Here is a 19,066-nt window from a genome sequence, read left to right as displayed (position 1 = left end):
ACAACTTCAACTTTTACTTTTCAGCCTTGTGATTTTTGCGTCGGTGACGGCCAAGCCGAAAGAGCGTAGCCAAAACCAGCGCAAGAGCGCCGGCTATGCCGGCAGCGTATAAGGTTACGATACCGGCACGTGTCTGCACCGAGATAGTGATGGGCTGCGAAATGGTCTGGTTTTTAGGAGTGGCCAGCCACAGCCCAATGTCCGTGCGATCCGCGTCCTTCGGCATATCAGCGGTCATGGATACAGTAATAGAGCCCTTAGCGGGAATACGGACGCTTTTGGGCGTGTTGAGCCGCGCGCCATCGGGGGCATCGTATTGCAGCTTCGCCTCCACCGGCAATGGCAGGCCATTTTCGGCCACGATGAGCAGCGGCGATGACTCAGATACGCGAGTATAAACATTGCCCGGCGGGATGAGGGAGACGGAATCGCGCAGATCCCGCAGCGTATTGGAGTGCATCTCCATGGTGCGGGAAAAGGACTGGCGCGCTGCGGCGTGGGTGCTCAAGCTATCGCGATTATTAAGCGATAAGGAATTGAGGAGATCGCGGCGCAGTGGCAGCACGAATTCAGAGCGCGTCATGGTGATGTCAGGGTCATCCACCACGATATTCATCAGCTCATCGGTATAGCGCGCCTGTTGCTCAACGCGGGCCAATTCGGGTTCCGAAAAGACGGCCGGATCGATAAAGGGGCTGCCGGTGGGAGCGTTCGGATCGCCCTGCTGCAATTCCACCGTGCTGATCCCACGGGGACGGGAGTGGCCGGAGTCGAGCAGTTCTTCCGCGGCGTCGAGTGCATGCTCGGCCGCGCTTGGGTCTAAGTAGTTGGGAAGCTTGGCCACGGTATCTTCCCCACCCGCGAGGCTGAGGGCCGCCCCGCCCGTGATGGCGCGAGACAGAGCAGAATCTTTGGCGTAGTCATAGCGCAGCTCCGGGTTGGAATAGCCAACCGTCTGCGGCTTGGAGCCGGTTTGGGATAGCAGGGCGCCAAGGGAGGCATCGAAAGTCGCGGCCTCGCCGGACCAGTTCGAATTATCCGCAACCAGGGATGGCACCGGCAATTTTTGGTCAATATAACCGGAACCTACCGCCAAGATATTGCTGGCCGGGGCCTTGCCCAGGATGCGCTCGATGGTCTGGTTGCCGCGCTGCAAACCCTCAAAGAGAAGGGCGGGATTATTGGCCCGTGCCACAGCAGAGGCATTCGCATTGGCCCAGGGCATGGCGATGAAACAATCCAGTTCGCGCAGGCGCTCCAGCCACCGCTCGGCATCATTTTTTGCCTCGCCCGGCTCTCCCTTGTCATCGTCATTGCCCCGCGACCAAGAATCGCGCAGGCGCTTAGGGCGATCGCCCTGCGCGGGGCGCGTGGAATTGACCGTATAGCCTTGCGCCATGCGGTTGACGGTATCGAGCAGCGCGGGGTCGATGGCCACGCAGCCCGCTCCCTGCAGGTCATGATCCTCGTAGGTAGAAATCAACCTATCGAGGCGGCCGCCTTTGCGTAGCTCGTGGCCTAAATTATCGGAGGATAAGATGAGCTCTTCTCCCCCAAGCCCGCCGGGGACGATGTCCAGGTTCGCGCTGATGGGATAAACCACCGTGAGATCGTGCGGTTGGGAATCCTCGGCATCGTCGTGTTCTTCTTCTGGTGCCGCTTCTTCTGGTGCCGCGGCCGCAGCGGGATCTGTGGGGCCCTCTTCGGAGAACTGGGCCACGAAGCGCTCTTCTGCCAGGCTCACCGCATCGCCCTCGAGAGTGCCGGTCAGGGTAAAAAGCAGCGGATAGGCGCCCGGTTCATTGATGGCCAAGGTGCGCTCGGCATCCAATCCACTGGGTACGGTAAAGCTTAATTCCCGGGTTTCACCTGGTTGCAGCGGCGCGGTGGTCATGCCCGGGCCGTAATAGGGAAAATCACCGGTGGCCATTTCCGTCCGCGCTTCTGCCGCATTAGCCACGCTATCGCCGCGCCGGCTAGTTATCTGCATATCTTCTAAGGGCTGATCGGTGGGGTTGTGCACGCGGAAGCGCAGCCGCAGGTCATTGCCTACGGTAAAGGGCTGGGCATCGATAAGATCCAGATCGGCGCGCTCCGGGCCGCGCGCGCCCAGCCAAGCCTGGATATCCATCTGCTTGTCCGGAGCAGAGTCCATTTGGGCCGCCGCGTTTGGTAGGAACAATCCCCAACCGGCGAGTACCGCGCAGCCGCCAGCCGCGGCGAGTGATTTCAGGCGCTGGTGCATTAGCGTGGGGTCGCTTTCCCTGCGTCGGCTTCCTTTCGTGCGAGATCGGGGAGGAGATCGTGCGCGATGCGCGCGAGCTTGCGTTCGTCCGCGTACGCCAAGTGCTCGATGAGTTCAGAAACGGGGATCCAGGACACCTCGGTCACCTCTGGATCCTCATCGTTCATGATGCCGTCCACAAAACGCAGGAGGTGGTGGTGCACCGTCTTGTGAATGCGCACGCCATCAGAGACGAACCAATAATCGATCACCCCGAGGTCAGCGAAAACCTCGCCGGAAATGCCGGTTTCTTCCCATACCTCGCGCTCCGCGGTGACCTCCTTGGCCTCGCCATTTTCCACATGCCCCTTGGGCATGGACCACAATAAACGCCCGCGGCGGTCTAGGCGCCCGATAAGAGCCACGTAGACGCGGGACAGGTCCGCTTTACCGCTGCCGTCGACGCACTCGGCCAGCCCGGAGATTACGAGCCCGCCTGCCGAGGTCTCATCGCGGGTCTCCATGACGGTGGAGGTGCCGTGATTATTGCCACCGCGTTGCTGCCTGCGCTGCTGGTTAGTGCGGCGCGTGCGGTTATCCGGTCGCCGCCGGCGCCGGCGCCGATTACGGCTACGGCCGCCTCCTTTGGAGGGGCCTTGCGCGGAGCCTTGTTCTTGGTTAGTCATCCCTGCCAATCGTAGTAGACTCTCACCCGTGAATTTTCAGGACACTCAGTTAATCGGCGTTCTTGCGCGCGCGGAATCTACCGTGAACTCGCTCAGTGGCTTATTGAGCGGGTTGGTGGAGAAATTCAGCGCGCGCGGACATGCCCTCTACCTCGTGGGCGGCTCGGTGCGCGACGCGCTCCTCGGCCGCTTGGGCAATGATCTGGACTTCACCACCCCAGCGCGCCCGGAGGTGGTCAAGGAAATCCTGGATGAGTGGGCCGAAACGGTATGGGATACCGGCATTGCCTATGGCACCGTGTCCGCCGTGTACAAGGGCCAGCAGATTGAAATCACCACCTTCCGCTCCGATTCCTATGATGGGCAGTCCCGCAACCCCGAGGTCATCTACGGCGATAGCCTGGAGGGCGATCTGGTGCGGCGCGATTTCAAGGTCAACGCCATGGCCATTGAGCTGCTTGCCGATGCCACCTTTGAGTTCCACGATCCCCTCGGCGGCCTCCACGATGTGGCCAATAAGGTGCTCGATACTCCGGATAAACCGGAAATCTCCTTCCACGATGATCCGCTGCGGATGCTGCGCGCCGCGCGCTTTGCATCCCAATTGGAGTTTCACGTGGCAGACCGCGTGGTAGCCGCTATGCGCGATATGGCGGCAGAGATTCAGCGCATCACGGTAGAGCGCGTCCAAGTGGAGCTGGACAAGCTCATGTGCGGCAAAGCCCCGTGGGATGGCATCGACCTGCTGGTTAATACCGGGATTGCGGATTACATCTTCCCGGAGATCCCCGCCCTGCGCATGACCACGGACGAGCACGCCCAGCACAAGGACGTCTACGCGCACTCGCTCAAGGTGCTGCGCCAGGCCATGGATCAAGAAGAAGACGGCCCGGACCTGGTTTTGCGGTGGGCGGCGTTGCTGCATGACATCGGCAAGCCCGATACCTTCGATAACACCGACGGCAAGGTTTCTTTCCACCACCACGAGGTGGTGGGCGCCAAGCTGACGCGCAAGCGCCTGCGGAAGCTGAAATACCCCAAGGCCACGACGGAAGATATTGGCCAGTTGGTCTACCTGCACATGCGGTTCCACGGCTTTGGGGAAAATCAGTGGACCGATTCTGCCGTGCGGCGCTACGTCAACGATGCCGGTGACCTCCTCCCCCGCTTGCACAAGCTGGTGCGCGCCGATTGCACCACCCGCAATGCCAAGAAGGCGCGGCGTTTGCAGCGAACCTATGACCAATTGGAGGAGCGAATCGCAGAGATCGGCCGCAAGGAAGACCTCGCACGGGTGCGCCCGGATCTAGATGGCAACGAGATCATGGAGATTTTGGGCCTCTCCCCTGGGCCCGAAGTGGGACAGGCTTGGTCCTATTTGAAGGAAATGCGCCTGGAGTACGGCCCCCTCGAGCGGGAAGAAGCTATTGCGAAGTTGCGCCAGTGGTGGGAGTCTAAACAGTGATGTTTGCCGATAGATTATTTAATGCCCTCGAGCGCAACGATCCCGCCCCAGGGCAACTACTCGTGTCCGCCCCAGGGATGCTGTCCCCGGAATTCGCCCGCTCGGTTATCTTATTGGTTGAGCACAATGACATGATGACCTTTGGCGTGGACCTCACCAAGCGCTCAGAGGTAGCCATTTTTAACGTGCTTCCAGAGTGGATGTCCGTCGTTGCTAAACCGCAGGCGCTGTATATCGGTGGTCCGCTCAACCAGCAATCCGTCGTGGGCCTGGCGCAGACCAAGCAAGGCGTGGACCCAGATAAAGAAGAACAACTCAACCGCCTCGCACCGCGCCTAGCGCACGTGGATCTGCGCTCCAACCCGGAAGATATCGAGCCACTGGTCACCGGCATGCGCATGTTCGCCGGCTACGCCGAGTGGGGTCCCGGGCAGCTGGAGGAAGAAATCGAGGCCGGTGAATGGTTCGTAGCACCCGCCCTAGCACAGGATGTCGTGGCCCCAGGCCCGGCCGATCTTTGGGCCGATGTCATGAAACGCCAGCCAATGCCCCTGCCGCTGTATTCCACCTATCCCGTGAATGTGGATGATAATTAATTCCTAGCGGCCGGTATGTGATCGGTTACACTGACCCGTATGCGCGAGGAAATCCACAAGGGCATTAAAGACACGTGGGCGGCGGCTCTCGGGCTAATTCCATTGGGCTTGGCTTTTGGCCTCTTGATGGTGCAATCCGGCTTTAGCTGGTGGTGGACGCCCATATTTTCCATCGTTATCTACGCCGGTTCAATGGAGTTTCTCGCCATTTCCATGGTTACCGGTGGTGTCTCCGCGCTGTCCTCGCTCCTTACCGGGTTTATGGTGAATTTCCGCCATATCTTCTATGGGCTAACGTTCCCCCGCAAACGGATTAATTCCCCCGTGGGCAAGGCCTATTCCACCTATGCCCTCACGGATGAAACGTATGCCATCGTCTCGGCGCTCCCGCGCGAGGAGCGGCTGAGCGGCACCCGCATTTTGAGCATCCAAATTTTTTGCCAAATTCTGTGGGTAGGCGGCGGCATCGTTGGCGCGCTCGCCGGTCAGGTAATCCCCTCTTCCGTCGAGGGAATGGAATTCGCCCTCGTCGCCCTATTCGTCGTCCTAGCGATGGACTCCTTCCGCAATAATCAGGATCTGTCCCTCCCGCTATCGGCCGCGGCCTTGGGCATCCTCGCCGCATTCATTACCCCAGGGCAGCTGCTAATGGTCTCTCTGAGCGCCTATTTCTTATTGCTCATCATTCGCTACCTATCGCCTCGCGTGGATAACTCGCTTACCTGGTGGCTGCAGCCCCTTGCCTCCACGACCGTGAAGGAGGAGAACTAAATGCCAGCTGGAGTCAGTTTAGGTGCGATTGCTGCAGTGCTCATCCCTGTAGGCATCGTAACCGTCTTATTGCGGGAGCTTCCCTTCTCCGCAAAGAAGTGGATGAAGGACAGCGAGTTCTTTTCGCTGCTGGGCTTGATGATGCCCGTAGGCGTCATGACCATCTTGGTGGTCTATGCCGTTGCCGGACAGGCGGATGGCACCGGCGGCCTGTGGCCGGTGCTCTTGGGCGTGCTGGTCACCGCCGGACTGCACAAGTGGAAGCGGGATTCCGGATTATCCATCTTCGGCGGTACCGCGTTCTACATGCTGCTGGTGAACGTGGTGCTGTAGCCCGCTCTTAGCTAAAGCCCAAACTTGGTGGTAGCTTCCGTCCACAACGCCTCAAATTGTTCTTGGTCCATGTAGCGGGCGCTAATATCCGGGAACTCATCGTAGGTATCGGGGTGCGGAACCACTTCCTGCGGCGTGTCCACGTTTCCCGTGGAACTATTAGGGGTTGCTACGCCGACCACGGAATCCGCGGGGTCCAAAGCGATCATTCGGTGCATGCGGCAGCGCTGGGCGTCGTGTTCTTCTAATTCTGCGAGGTGGACCGCTGAGCCCACTCCCGGGACGGTCAGTTCGGTGCGCACATAAAGGTAATTAGCCATGGGCACTTAGTGTAGTTGCTCCTCGTCCTCCTGCGCGTACCGGGAGGCCAACACAGAACAGATCATTAGCTGCACCTGGTGGTAAATCATGAGTGGGAGGATCAATAGCCCGAGCGATGTTGACCCTGAGGCAAAGATGACCGAGGCCATGGGAAGGCCAGTGGCCAAGGACTTCTTGGATCCGCAGAATTGGATAGCGATGATATCAGCACGTGAGAATCCCAGTTTTCCGGAGATAAACCGCGTCAGCCACAACATGAAGATGACGAAGGCTGCGGCGAAAACCACGAGGAACACGATCTCCCAGACAGAGATGGAGGACCAAATTCCATCGACCACGCCCTTAGAAAAGGCCGAATAGACCACCATGGCAATGGAGCCGCGGTCCACCACCTTTGTACCCTTGCTTTGGGCGAAGTCCGCTATCCAACGCCGAGTTAGTTGGCCCAGCACGAATGGAGCGAGAAGCAAGAGGGAGATCTCCCCAAAGACCGAGGTATCGATATGAAGGCCGGAACCAGTACCCATGAGCAACATGACCAGTACGGGCGTGATGAAGACGCCGGCCAAGTTTGAGGTTGAGGCGGAGACGATTGCTCCAGATACGTTTCCCTTAGCAATGGAGGTAAACGCCACCGAGGACTGCACTGTAGACGGGACTAGCGTGAGGAATAGGATCCCCATGTACATATCGTCCGTAATGACTCCAGTCAGCGGCCGCAGGGCCAGGCCGATGAGGGGATAAATCACGAAGGTGAATGCGAGAATGGTGAGGTGGAGCCGCCAGTGCTTAAGGCCATTCAAGGCCTCTTGGGTGGATAAGCGCGCGCCGTAGAGGAAGAACAAGAGCGCGATCGCTATATTCGTCAGGTTCCCAAATACGTCAGCAAAGGTGCCGCGGGCCGGTGCAATGATCGCGATTGCCACGGCCGCAAGGATGAGGACGATGAGGGGATCCGGCTTTTTGAGTCTGTGCAGCATGAGCCAAAGTGTAAACCGTCGTGCGTGGTTCCACGAAAGGTAGTGGGGATATTTTTCGCCCCCGTGCTCTTCTTAAGCCGCATGGTTTCACGTGAAACCATGAGTATAGAGCGTGATATGCCGGCGTGTATCTATGCGGTGGAGACCATTGAGCCTTCTTGGCTTACTTCGTACTCTTTGAGCGGGTCTCGGCCTGGGCCTTCGATGACTGAGCCATCCTGCAGGTTGTAGGACGTATGATGCGCCGGGCAGGTGGCAGTCATACCGTCGATCTCCGTGATGGGATTTTGTTGATGCGGGCAGGTTTGGGAGTAGGCCTTAAACTCCCCTTCTTTCGGCTGCGTGAAGATAACCCCGTCGACGATGATTCCGGAGCCTACTGGAATGTCCGTTGCCGCGATTTCTGCGGACGGTTCTGAGCCACAGGCCGCGAGGTATGCACCTGCGAAAGTCGTAGCGGATCCGAGCAAGAACATGCGACGCGAACAGATAGTCATAGCCTCTACTCTATCCTGAATGGTTCACGGCCGGTACATGATTTCGGCAACGGTTAATCATATGTCGGAGCAGCTAAAGTGAAATGGTTCTGCGTAGGTTTCACGTGAAACACGAAATTAGGACAGGTTGCCGTTCCAGGTTGCGACCGGCCCAGCCTCGGTGGGCGTGAGTTCATAGGTCCCGGAATCTAGACCTATGTCATTAACGATGGGATGTGGCCCGTCCCCTCCTGCGGCGTTCGATTTAGGTTCGACGCGGTGGGAGTCGGCGACATAGGTGCCGATGCTGAAGGTGGAAACGGCGATTGCGGCGAGGGCTGTGGTTTTCTTCATGTCTCCCATTGTCTACCCTTCCCCGCGCTAGGTGTAGTGGCCGAGCCGAGCTCTGCGGAACCTCTATGCGAGTTCTAGGAATTCCCACAGGAATACTCGTGGGTTGTGGCACGCAACGATAGATGAAGTCCAACATAGGTACGTGTCGTTAAATACCCCCTACTTAATTTAGCTGTGACGAAAAGTGTGGGACGCCGTGGTTAGAATAATAACGTCACAGTGTCATAAAAAATCTCCCTGCCCCGTTTCTGTGTGGCGCGATTGCCGGACAGGAAAGGGAGGGAGAAAAGGAACTCGAAAGCTACTTATTTAATTATCAGAGTGGCGGGCGGCCTGGCGGAGGGCCCCAAGATCAACCTCGGGTCGAGTGGCGGAGTCTGTGGCCGCCTCTTCCCCACCGCAGCCGCCGGAGCCGCAGTTGCAGCTATCGCCACAACCATCGTCATCGGCATGCGCTTGCTCATAAAGAAATGCCGCGCGCGAGCCAAGGTTTGAGCCGACGGAAAGCGCGAGGATGGCGATTACGAAAGTGGTGACCGGAATAAGCCACATCCAACCTTCCGCGCGGAAGGCTACGACGCCGCCGAAAAGCAACGAAACTCCGCCAAGGGCCCAGAAGGGCCCCGCAACGGCGTGGGCATTATCCCACGCTTCACGTGACTTTCGGATCTCTTGTAAGCGCAAGCCGATGTATTTATTGCCGGGCAACCGCTTGGTGGCGGCGAGTGCGCCCACCGCGATAAGGAATACGGCAAGGATTAAAAATATGATTCCCACTGCGACCATATCCATAGTCTAATCCTGCAGGGCGAGATTGGAAATTAAGCTACGGGGCTGGTGTCTTAAATATGAGGCGCCTCGGGTATTATTCATTTTGGATCGACCGATAGATATTCGCTCGATTTTGCACCTGCACCACGCTGTCTCTCCTTCCGTTGGACCGCACCCAAGTGAGTCCCCGGACTGGGAACACCTAACCTGATTGTGATTGCATGAACCTCAAGAAAATAGCGGACTCTCTCCTTTTCCGCATCGTTCTCGCCATCGTGCTTGGCATTGTCTTTAGCCTCTTTGCCCCGGAGTGGTTTGGTCGAGCATTTGCGACCTTCAACGGGCTCTTTGGAAACTTCCTCAACTTCTTCATTCCTGTGCTGATTTTCGCCCTTGTCGCCCCGGCGATCGCCGGTCTTGGCAAGGGCGCAGGAAAATGGTTGGGGGTTACGGCGGGCATTGCCTACGGTTCCACCATTCTCTCGGGCTTGATTGCCTATGGCCTGGCAAAGTGGCTTTACCCCTCGATGTTGGCGGGCCAGACCCTAGTGACCAACGTGTCGGACGTGGATGAGGGCTCTCTCTCGCCTTATTTCGAGGTGGAGATGGCACCACCGTTTGAAGTGATGACGGCGCTCCTGCTTTCTTTCTGCATTGGCGTCGCCATGACGACGGTCAAGTCCGATACGCTCTATACCGTCACCAAGGAACTGGAAAATGTGGTGGTTAAGGTCATTTGGGGATTCGTTATTCCCATCTTGCCGTTCTACATCTTCGGCATGTTCCTTGGCCTGGGTATGAACGGCAATATTGGCGATGTCCTTTCTGCCTTCGCGAAGGTCCTGATCCTGGCCGTGGTCATGACGCTGGTGTACCTCGTACTCCAGTATGTGGTCGCCGGGGCCATTGCAGGTAAGAATCCGTTTAAGGCGCTGCGGAATATGCTGCCGGCATACTTCACTGCATTGGGTACGTCTTCTTCTGCTGCGACCATCCCGGTGTCCTTGGAATCCAGCTTGCGAAACGGCATCTCGAAGCCGGTTGCGAGCTTTGTGATCCCGCTGTGTGCGACGATTCACCTGTCCGGGTCCATGATGAAGCTGACGCTCTATGCCTTCGCCATCGTCTTCATGGCGAATATGGATATCAGCACTGGCACCGGTCTTGGCTTTATCTTCTTGCTGGGAATCATGATGATCGCCGCTCCAGGTGTCCCGGGTGGTGCCGTTATGGTGGCCGTTGGCCTCTTGGCGGACATGATGGGCTTCGATGACGGAATGGTCGCGCTGATGATCGCCGCTTATATTGCGATTGACTCCGTCGGCACCGCAGCGAACGTGACCGGCGATGGTGCCATTGCGATGGTCGTCGATAAGTTCGCCCGCGACAAGGTCGATACCCTGAACGACGAAGAGGCGGAGACTGCGGCCTAGTTTCCCGTGAAACATTTGCGCCCCCTGGCTTCCCCACCCAACAAATGTGGGAGGAAGCCAGGGGGCTCTTTCGTGCGCTGCTACCTTTTAAAAGGCACTATTTCTTGGTCGCTTCCTTCATCGCGGAGATGAATTCGGTCAGCTCAGCGTGCAAGGCATCGGCATCCTCGATCGTCCCAGCGGCACCGGTTTCACGTGAAACATGGCGGTCGATGATCTTGGTGATCGCGGATCCAGTAATGGCGCCCGCGGCGTTTGCGGCGATGGCATCGGCGACGTGCTGCGGTGAAGAGATACCGAAACCGAGTAAGACCGGAGGCCCATCGAACCGCTGAATGCTGGCGACCACCTCGTCGAGGCCGGTGGTCTCGGACTCCTTCTCGGTTCCCGTCACGCCATCGCGGGAGATGGCGTAGATATATCCCTGTGAATGCTCGGCAACGCCGGCGAGCGTGCGTTCCGCGGCGCGCGCAGGGGCGATGAAGATCGGGTTGATACCGGCTTCCTTTGCCGCGGCGATGAATGGGGCGCCTTCGCGCACGGGGACATCGGGAAGCAGAATGCTATCGGCGCCAGCTTCCGCGAATTCAGCATAGAATTTCTCCACCCCACGGGCGAATGCAACGTTGCCATAGATCAACATGCCGATGGGCAAATCGGGGAACTCGGAACGAATCGTCCGCACCTGTTCCAAAGCACTATCAAGGGTCGCTCCCCCATCGAGGGCGCGAATGTGAGAAGCCTGGATGGTGGGGCCATCCGCCACCGGGTCCGAGAAGGGGACGCCGAGCTCCAAGGCATCCGCCCCGGCGGCGACTGCGGTCCGGATGATCTCCAGGCTGGCCTCAGGGGTCGGATCGCCCAGCATGATGAAGGGGACAAACGCGCCCTCATTCTTCTCACGTAATGCGGCAAAAAGCTTATCGTAACGGCTGCCCATGATTAGTTCTCCTTGAGTTGCAGTTCGGGGTGGGATTCCAGGGTGTGGCGGACATGATCGATGTCCTTATCGCCGCGTCCGGAAAGTGAGACGAGGATGGTGATGTCCTCGTCCTTACGTTTCAGGGCATAGGCCAGCGCATGGGAGGATTCGAGGGCTGGGATGATGCCCTCCTTTTTGGACAGGAGTTGGAATGCCTTTAGGGCTTCGGCGTCCGTGATTCCGACATACTTTGCACGACCGGTTGCGTGAAGGTGCGCGTGCTGTGGGCCCACGCCGGGGTAGTCCAAGCCGGCGGAGATGGAATAGGATTCTTCCACCTGGCCGTCAGAATTGCGCATGAGGTAACTGCGTGCGCCGTGGAGGATGCCCACCGTGCCATTGTTAATGGTGGCCCCGTGCTCCCCGGAATCGAGTCCAGCACCGCCTGGCTCGGCGCCGACCAATTCCACTTCTTCTTCATCGATGAAGTCCGCGAACATGCCGATGGCGTTGGAACCGCCGCCCACACAGGCGACGACGAGATCGGGAAGGCCACCCGTCTTCTCGAGGAGCTGGGCCTTGGCCTCGGTGGAAATGACGCGGTGGAATTCCCGGACGATCGTGGGAAATGGGTGCGGCCCGGCCGCGGTACCGAGTAGGTAGTGCGATTCATGGAAGGTCGCGGTCCAATCGCGCAGTGCCTCGTTGACGGCATCCTTCAACGTCCCGGATCCGGTATCGACGGGGACGACCTTGGCGCCCATAAGCTCCATGCGGAAGACGTTGGGCTGCTGGCGCTGGACATCCTTGGCACCCATGTAGACCACACACTCGAGATCGAGCAGCGCACAGGCCAAGGCGGTTGCCGTGCCGTGCTGGCCCGCGCCGGTCTCGGCGATGATTCGCTTCTTGCCCATGCGCTTAGCCAAGAGGGCTTGCCCGAGCACCTGGTTGGTCTTATGCGCCCCGCCGTGGACGAGGTCCTCGCGCTTCAAGAAGATCCGCGCCTTTCCGCCGAGCTTCTTTACCTCGGTAACGGGGGTCGGACGACCCAGGTAGTCGCGCAGCAATCCTGAAAGCTCTTCGCGGAAGCTGGGATCATTCTGGGCATCGACAAACGCCTGCTCCAATTGATCCAATGCGGGGATGAGGGATTCTGGCACGTATTGGCCGCCGAATTCCCCGAAGTATGCGGGAAGGAGTGTTTCACGTGAAACGGGCATGGTTAATCTTTCTTGTCAGGTTGGTTGAATAATCGGATGGTGCGGAAGGATTGCGATATCAGGGCGGCGTCTTTGCGTCCGGGGCACGTTTCTAATCCCGAATTCAGGTCGAGCCCCGCGGTTCCTACGCGGAGCGCGCCTTCCAGGTTGTCTAGATTGAGGCCACCGGCCAAGAGGCTGTGTGCTTTAATGTCGTCCGGGATTGCCGTCCAATCAAAGCGTTGGCCGGTGCCTCCCCTACCCGAGTCGAGCACGAGGCGGTCCACGCTCGCGGCGAGTTCCGGCGCCAGTTCTACCCACTGAGGGTCGGTCATGTCGATGGCCCGCCAGACAAACTCCGCGTCGGTGTCCGCGAGGAGCGCGCGGGCGCGCTCGATCAGCGCGAGCTCTCCGTCTAAGTTGCCCTGGAACGGGGCATGCAACTGGATTCCGGATAGGCCACGGGTTGCCGCTATCTCCCGCAACACGGCGGGGTCGTCGCTGCGGCTCACTGCTACGAAATCCAAGCCGGGTTCGGCGGCGATGATTTTCTCGGCGGTTTCACGTGAAACATTGCGCGGGGAATCCGGAGCGAAGACGAGCCCTCCGTAGCGGGCACCGGCGGCGCGCGCGGCTTGGGCGGTGGAGGCGGCGGTGAGCCCGCAGACCTTATTCGCGCCGAAGAGCAGATCCCGGGCGGCGCGGTCGATGTCCTCCTGGGAGGTGAGTTGGGAGCCGACGAGGAAGGCATTGGCGTGGGCGCCCAAGAGCCGGATGGTGTGGTTATCGCGGATGCCGGATTCGGAGACGACGACCTTATCGTCCGGCACGTACCCGGCGAGTTGCTCGGTGCGGGAGAGATCGATGCTCAAGTCATGGAGATTGCGGTTATTAATGCCGATGATCTCCACCCCGAATGACAGCGCGCGGTCCACCTCCTCCTTGGTGATGGCTTCGGTCAAAACATCGAGCTCCAACTCATCCGCCAAGGACTTCAGCTGCGCAAAGGTCTCATCATCCACGATGGACATCATGAGCAAAATCGCATCCGCGCCGTAGTAGCGCGCGGCATAGACCTGAATCGGATCGACGATGAAGTCCTTGCACAAGACCGGCAGGTGCGTGGACTGCGCCACGGTCTGCAGATGATCGTAATCCCCGCCGAACCGCTCTGGCTCGCACAGCACGGAAATGGCATCCGCGTAGCGGGAATAGACACGCGCTATATCGCCGGGGCGGTAATCCTCGCGGATCATCCCGAGCGACGGCGACGCGGATTTGCACTCCATAATGAAGCGATTGGTGCCATTGAGCGCCGCAAAAAGCGAACGGCGGGATGGCTCAAGCTTGTCCACATCTACGTGGGCGATGCGCTCGCGAATGCCGGCAAGGTGGGTGCGGCGCTTAGCCACAATCCCCTCGAGCACCGTCGGCAGTTTCTCTTCTGTCATTTCTTTTCCCTCGTGTGGCCTTCTTAGTATTCCGCTTGCTCGTGGGTGCGCAGCCAGCGGTCCACGTCCCCATTATCGATGAGCTTCTTGGCGTGCGCGACGCCTTCTGCAATCGAGTTCGTAGTGCCATTGAGATAAAACATCGCCCCAGCCGATGCCGCGACCGCATCATAGTGCGCCGGTTTGCCCGAGCCATTGAAGATGGCGCGCACGTGTGCGGCGTTATCGCGCCCATCACCGCCGGCGAGCTCACTGAGCTCATGCTTGGCGATGCCCAAATCCTCCGGCGTGAGCTCATAGTGCGAAATCTCGCCGTCCTTCAGTTCCCAAACCTGCGTGGTGCCGTGGGTAGCAATTTCATCTGTACCGGCTCCGTGGACGACGAGCGCCCGCCTGCGCCCCAGCTCCCGGAAGACCTCCGCGATCATGGGGCCCTGGGAGGGATTGGCGATGCCCATGATCTGCAGCTCGGGGCGGCCCGGGGAGAGCAAGGGGCCCAAGGTATTGAAGATGGTGGAGACCCCGAGCGCCTTGCGCACCGGTTGCACGTGAGCCACCGCGGGGTTGTAGGCCGGAGCGAAGAGGAAGGTGAAGTTGGAGGCCTCGAATTGTCGGACGGCGCGGTCCACGTCGAGGTCCAGCGGAATATTTAGCGCCTCGAGCACATCGGCGGAACCGGACTTGGAGGAAACGGACCGGTTGCCGTGCTTGACCATCCTTACTCCCCCAGCGGCGGCAACCAAGGAGGCGGCGGTCGTGATATTGATGGTATTCGCGCCATCGCCACCGGTTCCTGCGGAGTCCATGAGGCCTTCACCAGTAATGGGAAAGGGGTGGCCAACTTTCAAGAACGCCTTGGCGGCCCCTGTGATATCCGCGAGGGTTTCACCGCGGGTGCGGATATGGGTCAGCAGCGCGGAGATCTGAATATCGTCATAATCGCCCACGGCGACTGGGGTGAAGACCTCGGTGGTCTCCTCCACGGTGGGCGCGGGATTATCCAAGAAGGCTTGCAGTGTTTTCAGCGGGTTCTGGTTCGTCATTAGTGTTTTAGCTCCGTAGTGGGATGAGTGGATAGTCGGTGTATGCAACGATTAAGCATGTCTGGGCCACTGGGAGAAAGGATCGATTCGGGGTGGAATTGCATCCCTAGCGCCATGCCATCGTCCGTTTCGGCGGCCATGGTGATGGTGCCGATATCCGCCTGCGTTTCCGCGAGCACCCGCATGCCGGCTGGGACGTGCGTGCACCCCAAGGAGTGGTATCGGGCTACCGGCACCTGGGTGCCGGGGACCCCGGGTTGTGCCGGATCGGCATCGGTGGCTAGGCCGGCGAAGACTGGGTGGGCGGTGCCGGCATCGGTAAGCGTCATCGGCATGGACTTGCCGTGCACGGGGCCGCACGGCCCTACCCCGCCACCGTGGTAGTCCAGCAGCGCCTGGAAGCCCAAGCAGACGCCGAGGATGGGAATGGTGCCCAAGGTGGCATCAATAAGCTCCATCATGCAGCCAGCGTCGCGCGGGTGGCCGGGGCCCGGGGAAAGGACAATAATATCGGGCTCGGCCGCCAGCACCTCCGCGACGGAGACGCTGTTGCGGTAGACGGTGGTGCGGTAACCGGCGAGGGCATCGACGAGGTTATAGACAAAGGAATCGTGGTTATCGAGCAAGACCACGTGCGGTGAATTCATCGCTGTACCTCCAGGGTGGCGTTGTGCGCGAGGGCAATGGCGTGGAGAACGGCATAGGCCTTGTGCAGGGTTTCATCGGCTTCGGATTGGGGGACGGAATCGTGCACCACCCCGGCACCGGCTTGGACGGCGGCCGTACCGCGGTGCACGAAGGCGGAGCGAATGACAATGCAGGTATCCATGGCGCCGTCGCCGCGCAGGTACCCCACCGCGCCGCCGTAGGAGCCACGGCGCTTGTGTTCGGCCTGCCGGATGAGCTCGCTGGCGCGCAGCTTGGGCGCGCCGGTCAGCGTTCCCATGTTCATGCAGGCGCGGTAGGCATCGAGAGCATCGAAATCCTCGTGCAACGTGGCGGTCACCCGGGAGACCAGGTGCATGACCCGGGAATAGCGATCCACTTGGAGCAGGTCTGCCACCCGCCGGGTGCCGGGCTCTGCCACGCGGGCTAGGTCATTGCGCGCGAGATCCACCAGCATGGTGTGCTCGGCGAGCTCCTTGGTATCCGTGCGCATTTCTAGCTCGTTGCGGATATCCAACTCATCGTTGATCGTGCCATCCGGGTTGAGCCCGCGGGGCCGGGTTCCAGCGATGGGATAGAGCTCCACCTGCCGCGTCGCGGGGTCAAACTTCAGATTGGATTCCGGTGATGCGCCGAAAAGCTCGTAATCTTCTCCCCGCAGATAGAACATATACGGTGAAGGATTGGTCTCCCGGAGTTGGCGATAGGCCGCGAAGGCATCGGGGCAGTCCACCGTGAAGGTGCGGGCGGGGACGACTTGGTAAATATCGCCGGAGGCAATATTGCCCTTGAGCCGTGTTACCTGCTCGCAAAAAGCGGCATCGTCAATATCCGTGGTCGCCGTCAAGGTCCCCGCGGTTTGGGCTGGTGCCGGATCCTCTATGGCGGTGATGGGCGTGGCGGCAAGCGCATCGAGCCTGTCTTCCAAGCGGGCTCGGTCGATATCCCAACCCTCTACGCGCGCCGTCTGCGTTAGGTGATCCACCGCGAGGACGGTCTGGGCCACGAGGAATTCATAATCGGGAAACTTATTGGGCCCCTCGCCTACCTCAGGCAGATTTTCAAAAGTAGCCAAATAGTCATAGGCAAAGCCGCCGGCGACGAATGGCAACAAGGGCGAGGAATAGGAATCATCGCGCTGCAGCGCGCGGAGGATATCGGCCGTCGATTCATCCAGCAGCCGCTGCCGTTCATCGGACTCGCTGGAGGGAGAAAACTCAAAGACAATTTCCGTGGTTTCACGTGAAACAATTCGGTCTGCGAAGCGCGATTGCAGCATGGAGATAAGCCGCTCCCCCGCCGGGCTGAGCGCGAGTACGCGAACCCGCTGGCCGGTACAGGTCACTTTGGCTGCGGCATCGAGCACGGCGAGGCACGTGAGGTTCTTCTTGGTTTCAATATCCGCGCTTTCCAATAATAAGGAATCGCTCGGTCGCGCTAAGCTATGAAATAACGCCGAGGCATCCCGGCAATAGGCGATATCGCGGGTGGCGGTGTATGTCATTGCAGTGCCCTTTCGGGAGTAACTGAGGTACAGAGTGCGAGGGACCCGTAGTATCCGCGAGCAGAAGGCACTGAAAACGCCGAAAGGCCCGCAGAAAGCGAGCCTAAAAATGGGTTGCGAAGAAAGGCCCGCGAGTTACGCGCGCCACCACCAACGAGTAGTCATTTTCTTCATGCGCACTAGCCTAGCCTAAATTTCTATAGGGCGGAAGAAACAAATGAAAAATATTCAAACCGGTTCTTATGCGTCTTTTATGTGTCGCCCGAAAGCGACCTAAGGAGCTCGACTTTGAACCACGTCGATCCAAGCCGAAATCGGAGTAGTGTGGTGTAAGTCTATATTTCCAAGAAAGGTGATGGTTATGAGCATCAATATCGAAGAGGTAATTGCAAAGGTTCCTACCCAGTTGCTCATCGGTGGTGAGTGGCGCGACTCCACCTCCGGGGAGACTTTCGACGTGGAAAACTCGGCCACGGGCGAGAAGCTCGCGACGCTTGCTTCCGCGAACAGGGAGGATGCCACTGCCGCCCTGGATGCCGCCTGCGCCGTCCAGGATGAGTGGGCCCGCACCACGCCGCGCGAGCGCGCAGAGATCTTGCGCCGGGCTTTCGAACTCGTGCAGGAGCGCGCGGAAGACTTCGCCGCGCTGATGACCCTTGAGATGGGCAAGCCCATCGCGGAGTCCAAGGGTGAGGTCACCTACGGCGGGGAGTTCCTCCGTTGGTTTAGCGAAGAAGCGGTGCGCGATTATGGCCGCACCGCAACCGTTCCCGAAGGTACATTGCGGATGATCACCCGCCGCAAGCCGGTGGGCCCCTGCCTGTTGATTACCCCGTGGAACTTCCCGCTCGCGATGGCGACCCGCAAGGTGGCCCCCGCGGTGGCAGCGGGCTGCACGATGGTGCTCAAGCCGGCGAAGCTTACTCCCCTCACCGCGCAGTACTTCGCGCAGACCATGCTCGATGCGGGCCTGCCCAAGGGTGTGCTCAACGTCGTATCCGGCAAGTCCGCCTCCGCTATTTCGGAGCCGCTGCTTGCCGATGCCCGCCTGCGCAAGCTCTCCTTCACCGGCTCCACCCCAGTGGGCAGGACCCTGCTGAAGGGTGCGGCCGATAACGTATTGCGCACCTCCATGGAGCTCGGCGGAAACGCGCCGTTCATCGTCTTCGAAGATGCGGACATTGATCAGGCGGTTAAGGGCGCGATGGGCGCCAAGATGCGCAATATCGGTGAGGCCTGCACGGCGGCCAACCGCTTCTTGGTCCACGAATCCGTGGCTGAAGAGTTCTCTGAAAAGCTCGTCGCGGAGTTTAAGAAGCTCAAGCTGGGCAACGGCATGGATGAGGGTGTGACCTGTGGCCCGCTCATCGAGCCTAAGGCCCTCGACAGCGTGTCCGGCCTCGTGGACGATGCCGCCGAGAAGGGTGCCACCATCCTCACCGGCGGCAAGCGCGCCGGTGGCGGCGGCTACTTCTACGAGCCGACCGTCATTAGCAATGTTTCACGTGAAACACGCGTTTCTCAGGAAGAGATTTTCGGTCCTGTTGCCCCGATCATCACCTTCAGCGCCGAGGAAGAGGCGCTCGAGATCGCCAACGACACCGAGTACGGCTTGGCGTCCTATGTCTTTACCGAAGATTCCGATCGCCTCTGGCGCGTGGCCGATGGCTTGGAGTTCGGCCTGATGGGCTTTAACGCCGGCGTTATTTCGAACGCCGCCGCCCCATTCGGTGGCGTCAAGCAGTCGGGTTTGGGCCGCGAGGGCGGCGCGGAAGGCATTGCGGAATACACCACCGTGCAGTACTTGGGCATCCGCGACCCTTATGCGAATGCCTAATACCGCCCAGCAATCACAGTTTAGAACGCTC

At 59.6% G+C, this 19,066-nt stretch carries 19 protein-coding genes; 6 read left to right on the top strand and 13 right to left on the bottom strand.

The genetic code is table 11. The annotated features are described in order from the left end of the window. Positions 1-13: 13 nt before the first annotated feature. The gene (locus HMPREF1287_RS08225) at positions 14-2,245 is read right to left on the bottom strand and encodes a DUF6049 family protein (RefSeq protein WP_023016394.1); all 2,232 of its coding nucleotides are present in this window, start codon (positions 2,243-2,245) and stop codon (positions 14-16) included. Continuing rightward, positions 2,245-2,910, bottom strand: coding sequence for an NUDIX hydrolase (locus HMPREF1287_RS08220; RefSeq protein ID WP_023029760.1), 666 nt, complete (start codon positions 2,908-2,910; stop codon positions 2,245-2,247). The genes HMPREF1287_RS08225 and HMPREF1287_RS08220 overlap by 1 nt, the downstream gene beginning before the upstream one ends. 28 nt (positions 2,911-2,938) lie before the next feature. Between HMPREF1287_RS08220 and HMPREF1287_RS08215 the strand changes: the two genes are divergently transcribed. From HMPREF1287_RS08215 to HMPREF1287_RS08200, 4 genes are read left to right on the top strand one after another with little or no spacing between them, the layout of a single operon-like run. Then, positions 2,939-4,375 (top strand): CCA tRNA nucleotidyltransferase, encoded by a 1,437-nt coding sequence (locus HMPREF1287_RS08215; protein ID WP_023016392.1) that lies wholly within the window; start codon positions 2,939-2,941, stop codon positions 4,373-4,375. Next, entirely contained in the window at positions 4,375-4,971 is a 597-nt protein-coding gene (locus HMPREF1287_RS08210; RefSeq protein ID WP_005280446.1) for a YqgE/AlgH family protein, read from the top strand. Before HMPREF1287_RS08215 ends, HMPREF1287_RS08210 begins: the two co-directional genes overlap by 1 nt. Positions 4,972-5,010: 39 nt before the next feature. Next, the gene (locus HMPREF1287_RS08205) at positions 5,011-5,742 is read left to right on the top strand and encodes an AzlC family ABC transporter permease (RefSeq protein ID WP_023016391.1); all 732 of its coding nucleotides are present in this window, start codon (positions 5,011-5,013) and stop codon (positions 5,740-5,742) included. Continuing rightward, positions 5,743-6,075, top strand: a complete 333-nt coding sequence (locus HMPREF1287_RS08200) for a branched-chain amino acid transporter permease (protein ID WP_005275916.1) — start codon at positions 5,743-5,745, stop codon at positions 6,073-6,075. An 11-nt stretch (positions 6,076-6,086) separates the two neighbouring features. Here the strand turns inward: HMPREF1287_RS08200 and HMPREF1287_RS08195 are convergent, their stop codons facing one another. The 5 genes from HMPREF1287_RS08195 to HMPREF1287_RS08175 form a co-directional block, all read right to left on the bottom strand. After that, positions 6,087-6,395: a hypothetical protein gene (locus tag HMPREF1287_RS08195; RefSeq protein WP_034653711.1), complete on the bottom strand. Its 309-nt coding sequence runs from the start codon at positions 6,393-6,395 to the stop codon at positions 6,087-6,089. 6 nt (positions 6,396-6,401) lie between these two features. Then, entirely contained in the window at positions 6,402-7,376 is a 975-nt protein-coding gene (locus HMPREF1287_RS08190) for a bile acid:sodium symporter family protein (protein WP_023016389.1), read from the bottom strand. A gap of 131 nt (positions 7,377-7,507) precedes the next feature. Then, on the bottom strand, positions 7,508-7,873 hold the full coding sequence (locus HMPREF1287_RS08185; RefSeq protein WP_023016388.1) for a Rieske 2Fe-2S domain-containing protein: 366 nt from the start codon (positions 7,871-7,873) through the stop codon (positions 7,508-7,510). A 117-nt stretch (positions 7,874-7,990) separates the two neighbouring features. After that, a complete protein-coding gene (locus HMPREF1287_RS08180) occupies positions 7,991-8,206 on the bottom strand; it encodes a catechol 1,2-dioxygenase (RefSeq protein WP_232218848.1) in 216 nt (71 codons plus the stop codon). A 309-nt stretch (positions 8,207-8,515) separates the two neighbouring features. Next, on the bottom strand, positions 8,516-8,992 hold the full coding sequence (locus tag HMPREF1287_RS08175) for an SdpI family protein (protein WP_034653709.1): 477 nt from the start codon (positions 8,990-8,992) through the stop codon (positions 8,516-8,518). Positions 8,993-9,198: 206 nt separating this feature from the next. Between HMPREF1287_RS08175 and HMPREF1287_RS08170 the strand changes: the two genes are divergently transcribed. Further along, positions 9,199-10,410, top strand: coding sequence for a dicarboxylate/amino acid:cation symporter (locus tag HMPREF1287_RS08170; protein WP_005280439.1), 1,212 nt, complete (start codon positions 9,199-9,201; stop codon positions 10,408-10,410). A gap of 97 nt (positions 10,411-10,507) precedes the next feature. Here HMPREF1287_RS08170 and trpA read toward each other — a convergent pair whose 3' ends face one another. Genes trpA through HMPREF1287_RS08140 form a run of 6 tightly spaced genes read right to left on the bottom strand, consistent with a single transcriptional unit; the run spans position 10,508 to position 17,198 of the window. After that, entirely contained in the window at positions 10,508-11,350 is an 843-nt protein-coding gene (gene trpA / locus HMPREF1287_RS08165; protein WP_023016385.1) for a tryptophan synthase subunit alpha, read from the bottom strand. Between the two features lie 2 nt (positions 11,351-11,352). Continuing rightward, positions 11,353-12,555, bottom strand: a complete 1,203-nt coding sequence (trpB, locus tag HMPREF1287_RS08160; protein ID WP_023016384.1) for a tryptophan synthase subunit beta — start codon at positions 12,553-12,555, stop codon at positions 11,353-11,355. 2 nt (positions 12,556-12,557) lie between these two features. Beyond that, positions 12,558-13,985, bottom strand: a complete 1,428-nt coding sequence (gene trpCF, locus HMPREF1287_RS08155) for a bifunctional indole-3-glycerol-phosphate synthase TrpC/phosphoribosylanthranilate isomerase TrpF (RefSeq protein ID WP_023016383.1) — start codon at positions 13,983-13,985, stop codon at positions 12,558-12,560. Between the two features lie 23 nt (positions 13,986-14,008). After that, positions 14,009-15,028 (bottom strand): anthranilate phosphoribosyltransferase, encoded by a 1,020-nt coding sequence (trpD, locus tag HMPREF1287_RS08150; protein WP_023016382.1) that lies wholly within the window; start codon positions 15,026-15,028, stop codon positions 14,009-14,011. Continuing rightward, complete coding sequence (locus HMPREF1287_RS08145; protein ID WP_023016381.1) at positions 15,028-15,675, bottom strand: anthranilate synthase component II; 648 nt, start codon at positions 15,673-15,675, stop codon at positions 15,028-15,030. The genes trpD and HMPREF1287_RS08145 overlap by 1 nt, the downstream gene beginning before the upstream one ends. Continuing rightward, positions 15,672-17,198 carry an anthranilate synthase component 1 gene (locus HMPREF1287_RS08140; RefSeq protein WP_005275883.1) on the bottom strand — a complete coding sequence of 509 codons (1,527 nt, stop codon included), beginning with the start codon at positions 17,196-17,198 and terminating at the stop codon, positions 15,672-15,674. The genes HMPREF1287_RS08145 and HMPREF1287_RS08140 overlap by 4 nt, the downstream gene beginning before the upstream one ends. 361 nt (positions 17,199-17,559) lie before the next feature. On the opposite strand from HMPREF1287_RS08140, the gene HMPREF1287_RS08135 reads away from it, so the two are divergent. Continuing rightward, complete coding sequence (locus HMPREF1287_RS08135; protein WP_023016380.1) at positions 17,560-19,035, top strand: NAD-dependent succinate-semialdehyde dehydrogenase; 1,476 nt, start codon at positions 17,560-17,562, stop codon at positions 19,033-19,035. The last annotated feature ends 31 nt before the right edge of the window (positions 19,036-19,066 follow it).

The organism is Corynebacterium sp. KPL1986 (assembly GCF_000477975.1).
Lineage (GTDB): Bacteria > Actinomycetota > Actinomycetes > Mycobacteriales > Mycobacteriaceae > Corynebacterium > Corynebacterium accolens.
This window is presented reverse-complemented; position numbering and strand designations above follow the sequence as displayed.